Source organism: Paenibacillus sp. S150 (assembly GCF_019352175.1).
Classification (GTDB): domain Bacteria; phylum Bacillota; class Bacilli; order Paenibacillales; family Paenibacillaceae; genus Paenibacillus_AQ.
In genome coordinates this window covers 109,852-116,969 of sequence record NZ_JACBYI010000018.1, presented here as the reverse complement: position 1 = coordinate 116,969, position 7,118 = coordinate 109,852, and the positions used below count along the sequence as shown (strand labels likewise).

7 protein-coding genes are annotated in these 7,118 nt (G+C 57.6%); all 7 read left to right on the top strand.

What is annotated here, in order from left to right; all coding sequences use genetic code 11:
• The first annotated feature begins 569 nt into the window (after nt 1-569).
• The 7 genes from HYD27_RS17370 to HYD27_RS32080 are packed head-to-tail and all read left to right on the top strand — an operon-like array spanning nt 570 to nt 7,084.
• On the top strand, nt 570-1,571 hold the full coding sequence (locus HYD27_RS17370) for a beta-ketoacyl-ACP synthase III (protein WP_219217215.1): 1,002 nt from the start codon (nt 570-572) through the stop codon (nt 1,569-1,571).
• Complete coding sequence (locus HYD27_RS17365; protein ID WP_228745191.1) at nt 1,561-2,790, top strand: ATP-grasp domain-containing protein; 1,230 nt, start codon at nt 1,561-1,563, stop codon at nt 2,788-2,790. Before HYD27_RS17370 ends, HYD27_RS17365 begins: the two co-directional genes overlap by 11 nt.
• A complete protein-coding gene (locus HYD27_RS17360; protein WP_219217213.1) occupies nt 2,790-3,782 on the top strand; it encodes an NAD-dependent epimerase/dehydratase family protein in 993 nt (330 codons plus the stop codon). The genes HYD27_RS17365 and HYD27_RS17360 overlap by 1 nt, the downstream gene beginning before the upstream one ends.
• A complete protein-coding gene (locus HYD27_RS17355) occupies nt 3,779-4,633 on the top strand; it encodes an MBL fold metallo-hydrolase (protein WP_219217211.1) in 855 nt (284 codons plus the stop codon). Before HYD27_RS17360 ends, HYD27_RS17355 begins: the two co-directional genes overlap by 4 nt.
• Nucleotides 4,630-5,946, top strand: coding sequence for a F390 synthetase-related protein (locus tag HYD27_RS17350; protein WP_219217209.1), 1,317 nt, complete (start codon nt 4,630-4,632; stop codon nt 5,944-5,946). The genes HYD27_RS17355 and HYD27_RS17350 overlap by 4 nt, the downstream gene beginning before the upstream one ends.
• A complete protein-coding gene (locus HYD27_RS32085; protein ID WP_228745190.1) occupies nt 5,943-6,548 on the top strand; it encodes a hypothetical protein in 606 nt (201 codons plus the stop codon). Before HYD27_RS17350 ends, HYD27_RS32085 begins: the two co-directional genes overlap by 4 nt.
• The gene (locus HYD27_RS32080) at nt 6,545-7,084 is read left to right on the top strand and encodes a GNAT family N-acetyltransferase (protein WP_309242084.1); all 540 of its coding nucleotides are present in this window, start codon (nt 6,545-6,547) and stop codon (nt 7,082-7,084) included. The genes HYD27_RS32085 and HYD27_RS32080 overlap by 4 nt, the downstream gene beginning before the upstream one ends.
• Nucleotides 7,085-7,118: the final 34 nt, after the last annotated feature.

Here is a 7,118-nt window from a genome sequence, read left to right as displayed (position 1 = left end):
CGGCTGATTCGTCGAATGTCTTCGGGACTCATTTCTGCTCTCCTCCTTCCAGCTAGGTATATATATGTTTAGAGTATTATTTACCCATTATCTGGATGGGGGTAACAGAGAGGACCTAAGTAGTTACCTTTTTACACTTCGCTTCGTCCCCTATGAATCTTTTCCTTGCGTTCCATCAGTTGCTCAGGTTCTCCGGTTCATTTCATATAAAGTTAACCTGAAGTTCGAAAGTGAATTGAACAAATCCAGATCGGACAAGGGATAGCCCCGCTTTTTCCATCACCCATTGGGTGCAAGCTGTTTTTCACAAAATCCCTTCGTGTAGAGCCTTTAGATGATTTGTAGATGCTTACTTTCGAAATTCAGGGTTATATGCTTCACGCTATACATTAGCCTTATCTTTCCCGCTGAAACGGATACCGTCCTTATCAGGACGGCGAAGCCGTTTCCACTTGTGCTTTTGCTAGTTTTTGTGTAACTGAACCAAGAAATCTAGTAGAATAGTTCTATAGTTTACAATATTGGCTAGAGCTCGACAGCAGAAGCAGCTTAGATTAGGAGATGAGACAGTGCAGCTTAGACATGTGAAGATTCTGGGTACCGGCAAATATTTGCCCGGGAGGGAGGTGACGGATGCGGAACTGGATGACGTGCTCGGTACACCTGAAGGCTGGGTCGGCAAAATAACGGGTGTAGGCGTGCGGCATTACGCTGTAGAGGGTGAAACCGCCTCCAGCATGGGGGCCAGAGCCGCCGAAGCTGCGCTTGCCGCAGCGGGTCTAAGCTTTTCGGATGTCGATTGCCTGGTCTGTACGAGCGGGACGAAGGAGCAGCCTCTGCCCGGTACGGCTGTATTTATTCAGCAGGCTATGGGACAGGGGAATTCCGGCGTGCCCGCCTTTGACATTGATTCGACCTGTCTCAGCTTTCTGGTGGGAATGGATGTCATGTCATACATGGTGGCAGCCGGGCGGTACCGGAATGTGCTGCTGGTGGCGACGGAAATTGCTTCGGCCGGACTGAATTATGAGGACAAGGAGAGCGCGGCGCTGTTCGGCGACGGGGCGGCGGCGGTGATCATCGGCCCTTGCGCAGCCGGAGATTCCTCGAAGATTCTCCATGCCTCGCTCAAAACCTACAGCAGCGGAGCGCGTTATTCGGAGATTGCCGGTGGAGGCACCAGGCTGCATGCCCGGAAATTCAGCAAGGAGAATGCTGTCCCGTATTTGTTTCACATGGACGGGCAAGCCATTTTCAGGCAAGCCTCCAAGCTGCTTCCTGATTTCATGAACGAAATGCTGACACAGGCAGAGACGCAAATGACTGATTTCCGCCTGGTTGTGCCTCATCAGGGAAGTGCAATGGCGATGCGTCTGCTCCGCAAAAAGCTGGGAATTGCCGAGGACAGATTCCTCGACAATACGCCGGGTCATGGCAACACAATTGCAGCGTCGATTCCCATGGGGCTGCATGAGGCGATCGCGAGGGGACGGGTCCGGCGGGGAGACCGCATACTCTTCATTGGCACTGCGGCGGGCCTGTCACTGGGGGGCATGATTATTGATTACTGATTCCGCCGGCAATCCGCGGGCAATGAACGTGCTCCTTACAGGAGGACGGGCACCTGTGGCTCTGGAGCTGTCCCGTCTGCTGCGGTCTGCGGGCCATCTGGTGTTCGCGGCCGAAAGCGCAGAATATCATCTGTGCCGCGTCTCCTCGGCTGTAGAAGGGAGCTTCCGCGTACCGCCGCCAAGGCACAATCCCGAGGCGTATATTGAGCGGCTGGCGGGGCTGGTTGAGGAACTGCGCATTGATGTGCTGATTCCGCTGTGCGAGGAAATTTTTTATATTTCGTCCGGCCTTGAGCGTTTTCGCGGCTGCCGCGTGCTCTCGGCCCCAAGGGAAACGCTGGCCCGCCTGCACCACAAGGGCGAATTCATCGCCTGGGTCTGTGAGCTGGGATTCATTGTACCCAAGACGCTGCAGCTCAGCAGTCTTGCAGAGTGGAGAAGCCACAAGGAGGAAGCGGAGCGGATAGGGGAGGCCTGGGTATACAAACCGGCTTTTTCCCGCTTTGCCTCCAAGGTAATTCTGCCTGGAAATACCGCAAGCGGGCCGGAAGGCATGGCTGGCCCGCGCAGCCTTCCGGCTCCGGGCGGAATTTCATCCGCAGCCCCCTGGGTGGCGCAGCAATATATCAAGGGTGAGGCAATATGCACTTACAGTGTCGTACATCAAGGTGCAGTAGCCGCGCATGCCGCTTATATGAGCGTATACAGGAACGGCAGGGCCGGGGCGAGTGTATATTTTGAGCATCTGGAGCATCCCGGGGTCTTCGGCTGGGTACAGCGCTTTGCCCGGGCAACAGGCTTCAGCGGCCAGATCGGCTTTGACTTTATAGAGGCGGCGGACGGCACACTTTACCCCATTGAATGCAACCCGCGCGCGACCAGCGGGATTCATTTGTTCGCACCGGAGGACGGGCTGGTCCAGGCGCTGCTGAGTCCCGGGCAGCTGATGCAGTCCGGAAGCGTCAGAACGCCGCGTTCGGGCAAAAAATCCATGCTCGCGCTCCCCATGCTCGCCTGCGGCCTGCGGCCGGGACCGGGCGGCCTGCGCAAGTGGAGCAAGGCATTCCGCGGGGCGGAGGATGTTATCTTCCGCAAGAATGACAGGCAGCCCTTTCGTGAGCAGCTCCGTGTTGTATATTACGCTTACCGTCTGGCCAGGCGGAAAAGGATTACGGTTACTGAAGCCCTGACAGAAGACATAGAATGGAACGGTGAGTGATGGCTAGAGCACTTGTAACAGGAGCAACCGGTTTTCTTGGCCGCCATACGGTAAGGAGGCTGGCGGAGCTGGGCTGGGAAGTATACGGACTCGGCAGGAACCGGGAGGCCGGGGAGCTGGTTGAGCAGGATGGCGCTGTATTTCTGTGTGCGGATCTGCGCGATCGAGAAGCTGCGGTCCGCGCCTGCGAAGGAATGGATCTGGTTTTCCACTGTGCGGCGCTCTCGTCGCCTTGGGGCAAATACAGTGACTTTTACGCATGCAATGCCGATGCTACACGCAATATTGCGGAGGGCTGCAAGCGGCATGGTGTGCAGCGGCTGATACATATCTCAACGCCAAGCCTGTATACCAGCCGCGAGAGCCGTATCGGCATCAGGGAAGAGGACCCGCTTCCTCCGAAGCCGGCCAATACCTATGCGGCAACCAAGCTTCTGGCGGAGCAGGCGGTGCAGCAGGCGGCCAGGGAAGGGTTGACGGTATTTATTCTGAGGCCCAGGGCGATCTTCGGCTCTATGGACAATGCACTGTTCCCCCGGATTCTTGCGGCCAATGAGCGCAAGGGTGTGCCGTTTCTGGATGGCGGCCGGGCCATGATTGATCTCACCTGCGTGGAGAATGTCATTGATGCCATGCTGCTGTGCTGCACCGCTCCGCTGTCGGCAGCCGGCCAGGCCTACAACATCTCGAACGGCGAGCCGGTCATGTTCCGCGAGCTGCTTGTGCGGCTGTTTGCCCGGCTGGATATTCCGCTGCACAGCAGGCAGATTCCATACCGTACCGCTTACGCTGTAGCCGGAATACTGGAAGGGGTGCATAAGCTGCTCCCCTTCCTGGGCGAGCCGGTGCTTACCCGGTATTCCGCTTCGGCACTTGGTGTCTCCCAGACACTGGATATTTCGCTGGCGCGGGACCGGCTGGGTTATCACCCCCGTGTAACTATAGACGAAGGCCTCCAGTCCTTCGCGGAATGGTGGAGAGAACAGACATGATGACTTCAATACCCGTAACCGTGTCCCTGTTATCGGCGGGGTATTGCGTCCATCCCGAAGTTCTGACGCTGCGGGGCGGTACGTACAGACCCGTGGCCTTTCCTGCGGGCTATGCTCTGCTGAGACATCCGCAGCATGGGCCGATTCTGTTCGATACAGGCTACAGTGCCCGCTTCTTTCAGGAAACGGCTAAGCTTCCGGCGTCGCTCTACCGCCATATTACACCGGTGGTCTTCAAGGACGGGGAAAGCGCCCGGGAGCGTCTCCGGAAAGCCGGAATACAGCCTGAGGCAATCCGCTACGTGGTGCTGTCGCATTTTCATGCCGACCATATCGGAGGCGTCCGGGATTTTCCCAAGGCTCAGTTTATTTACTTGCGCAAGTCTTATGAGGCTGTAAGCAGGCTTGGCCCGATCAAGGCGCTGCGGGCCGGATTTCTTCCGGGACTGCTTCCGGAGGATTTCGCTGCCCGTTCTTTGCCAATAGACGAATATTCGGCAAAACGCCCGCTGGCTCAGGGACTCCCCTTCGGGGAAGCTTATGATCTGCTGAGAGACGGCAGCCTGCTGGCGGTGGAAATGTCCGGCCACGCCTCCGGAATGATCGGCCTGTTTGTGTCCGGCGGCGGATTCGACTACCTGCTCTGCGCGGATACAGTATGGTCGAGCCGTGCCTTCCGCGAGAACCGCAGGCCGCATCCGGCAGCCGGTCTCATTATGTCCGACCGCAAGGAATACCGGCTTAATTTTGACCGGCTGCGGCAGATCCACGAGCGCTTTCCCGGCTTGCGGATTGTACCCAGCCATTGCCGTGAGGCACTGGCTCTCTGGGGAACAGGCGGTGTGAAATGAGCCGGCTGCTGCGCACGCTACGGTTCTACAGCCTTGCCAAGTGGGGACACCGCTGGAAGAACCGCGCGGCCCTGGAGCAGTGGCAGGAGAGGCGGATTCAGCGGCATGTGGAAGTGATTCGCCGGACATCTCCTTTTTACCGTGAGTTGTGGGCGGGTGTTCCAGCCGGAGAGTGGCGGCATTTTCCGGTCATTGAAAAACAGCTTATGATGGACAATTTCGATACGCTCAATACGGCGGGGATCACCAAGGACATGGCTTTTGCCGAGGCCTATGAAGCAGAGAACAGCCGTTATTTCAAGCCGACACTGCATGGAATTACGGTTGGCCTGTCGTCGGGAACCTCGGGCAGCCGCGGGATATTTCTGGTCAGTGAAGAGGAGCAGGCGGCCTGGACCGGAACTGTACTGGCGAAGCTGCTGCCGGGAGGGCTGTGGCAACGCGCAAAGATCGCATTTTTCCTGCGGGCCAACAGCAACCTGTATGAATCCGTCAGCCAGGGGCGCCTGCAATTTCAGTATTTTGATCTGCTGGAGCCGCTCCCGCGGCTGGTTGCCCGGCTGGAGCAGTATAACCCTGATCTCTGGATCGCGCCGCCGTCCATGCTCCGTCTGCTCGCCGAAGCGCGGATCGCGGGAAGCCTGACCGTACAGCCCCGCCGGCTGATCGCTGTTGCGGAGGTTCTGGACCCGCTGGACCGGCAGCATATTGAGCGTACCTTCGGACGTACGGTACATCAGGCCTACCAGTGCACGGAGGGCTTCCTCGGCTGCACCTGCGAATGCGGCACCCTGCATTTGAATGAAGATATTGTTCATATTGAAAAAGAATATCTCGACCGCGAATCCAGGCGCTTTGTGCCTGTTGTGACGGACTTCTCCCGGTCGGTCCAGCCCATTATCCGCTACCGGCTGAATGATATCCTGACCGAAGCGGCCTCGCCTTGTCCCTGCGGTTCTCTGTTCACAGCCATTGAACGGATTGAAGGACGCTGCGACGATATCCTGTATCTGCCGCATTTGGAGGATGGAGGGCTGGTAACGCTGTTTCCCGACTTTATCACCCGGGCTGTGCTGTCGGCTTCGGCGGATATTGAGCATTACCGTGTAATCCAGCGCAGTCCGCTGGATCTGGAGATTTCGTACCGGACACGGGAGGGAAGCACAGAGGATACGGAAGCATTGGTTGCCGGAGAACTGTCGCGGTTATTCAACCGGCTCAGCTGCATTCCGCCGCAGCTTCAGTTCACCGCTTACAGCTTCACGCCCGGAGCGGTGAAGCTGCGCCGGGTGGAGAGGAGCTGGAAGCTGTGAAGCAAGGGGTGGCTCAATATGACAAGGAGAGCATCGCGCAGCTGGAATGGCCGGATACGGAATATGGCCGCTATGCGCGGCAATATATTACCGGCTTGCTGGAGCGGCCGGCAGAACATTTTATCGCCAATGTGCGTACAACTGTCAGAGTGATTGCGGTTGACGGCCTGCCTATCCCCATTACTGTAAATGAAGCGGAGTATGCCAATTCTTATGTCTGTTCACCTTACACGCATTATGTCAGCTATGCCCGTGAGGAGCTGGCGCTGCTCCACAACCGCCTGCTGGAAGGAATGCTGTCCGTCCTGCTGCGGGGAACAGGACTCCTGCTTAGAACCGCCCGCTTTAACCGGGTGGTCCAGGTCAACAACTGGCTGCTGTCCACCAACCTGTATCCTCCGGCGAGTCCGGGCCAGATGCTGAAAGTGCTGGATTACCTCCGCCAGGAATATCCCGGCTATACGATTCTTCTGCGCTCGCTCAGCAATGAGACCTCCGGGCCGCTGATGGAGGCGCTTGCCGGCTATGGCTGCAAACGGGTGCCGAGCCGGCAGATTTATCTGCTGCAGCGCCTGCAGCGTCCAAGGCCAAGTGGCTGGTGAAGCGTGACCGTGCCTTGCTGGATAAGCATGGATACACGGTCGAGGGACATGATCTGATTGCAGAGGAAGACATTCCACGTATTGTGGAGCTGTATGAACTTCTGTATATACATAAATATTCGGAGCATAACCCGAGGTTCACCGGGGCCTATATCCGGCTGGCGCTGGAGAAGCGGACACTTCATCTCTATGGGCTGCGCAAAAACGGCAGGCTTGACGCCGTGCTCGGCTTCTACAGCCGGGAGGGGGCAATGACAGCGCCGCTGTTCGGCTATGATACCTCGCTGCCCCAGTCGCTTGGCCTGTACCGGATGCTGTCCGCCGTGCTGGTTGATCTTGCCGCAAGCCGAGGGCAGCTGCTGCATGAGAGCTCCGGGGTAGGGCAGTTCAAGCGCAACCGCGGAGCGGTGGCAGCTGCAGAGCTGTCCGCCGTGTATGATAAAGGCACGGCCCTGCTGAACCGCTGCAGCTGGTCCTTTCTGGGGCTGCTGCTCCGGCGGGTGGGCATGCCTCTGATCCAAAAGCTGAAGCTGTAGTTTTGCACGGGGATTTTCTGACGAAAGGAGCAAA

What these genes read in the sequence shown, in the direction of transcription:
- HYD27_RS17360 (WP_219217213.1), top strand. Translation starts at nt 2,790, where the DNA reads ATGGCTAGAGCACTTGTAACAGGAGCAACCGGTTTTCTTGGCCGCCAT.
- HYD27_RS17355 (WP_219217211.1), top strand. Translation starts at nt 3,779, where the DNA reads ATGATGACTTCAATACCCGTAACCGTGTCCCTGTTATCGGCGGGGTAT.
- HYD27_RS17350 (WP_219217209.1), top strand. Translation starts at nt 4,630, where the DNA reads ATGAGCCGGCTGCTGCGCACGCTACGGTTCTACAGCCTTGCCAAGTGG.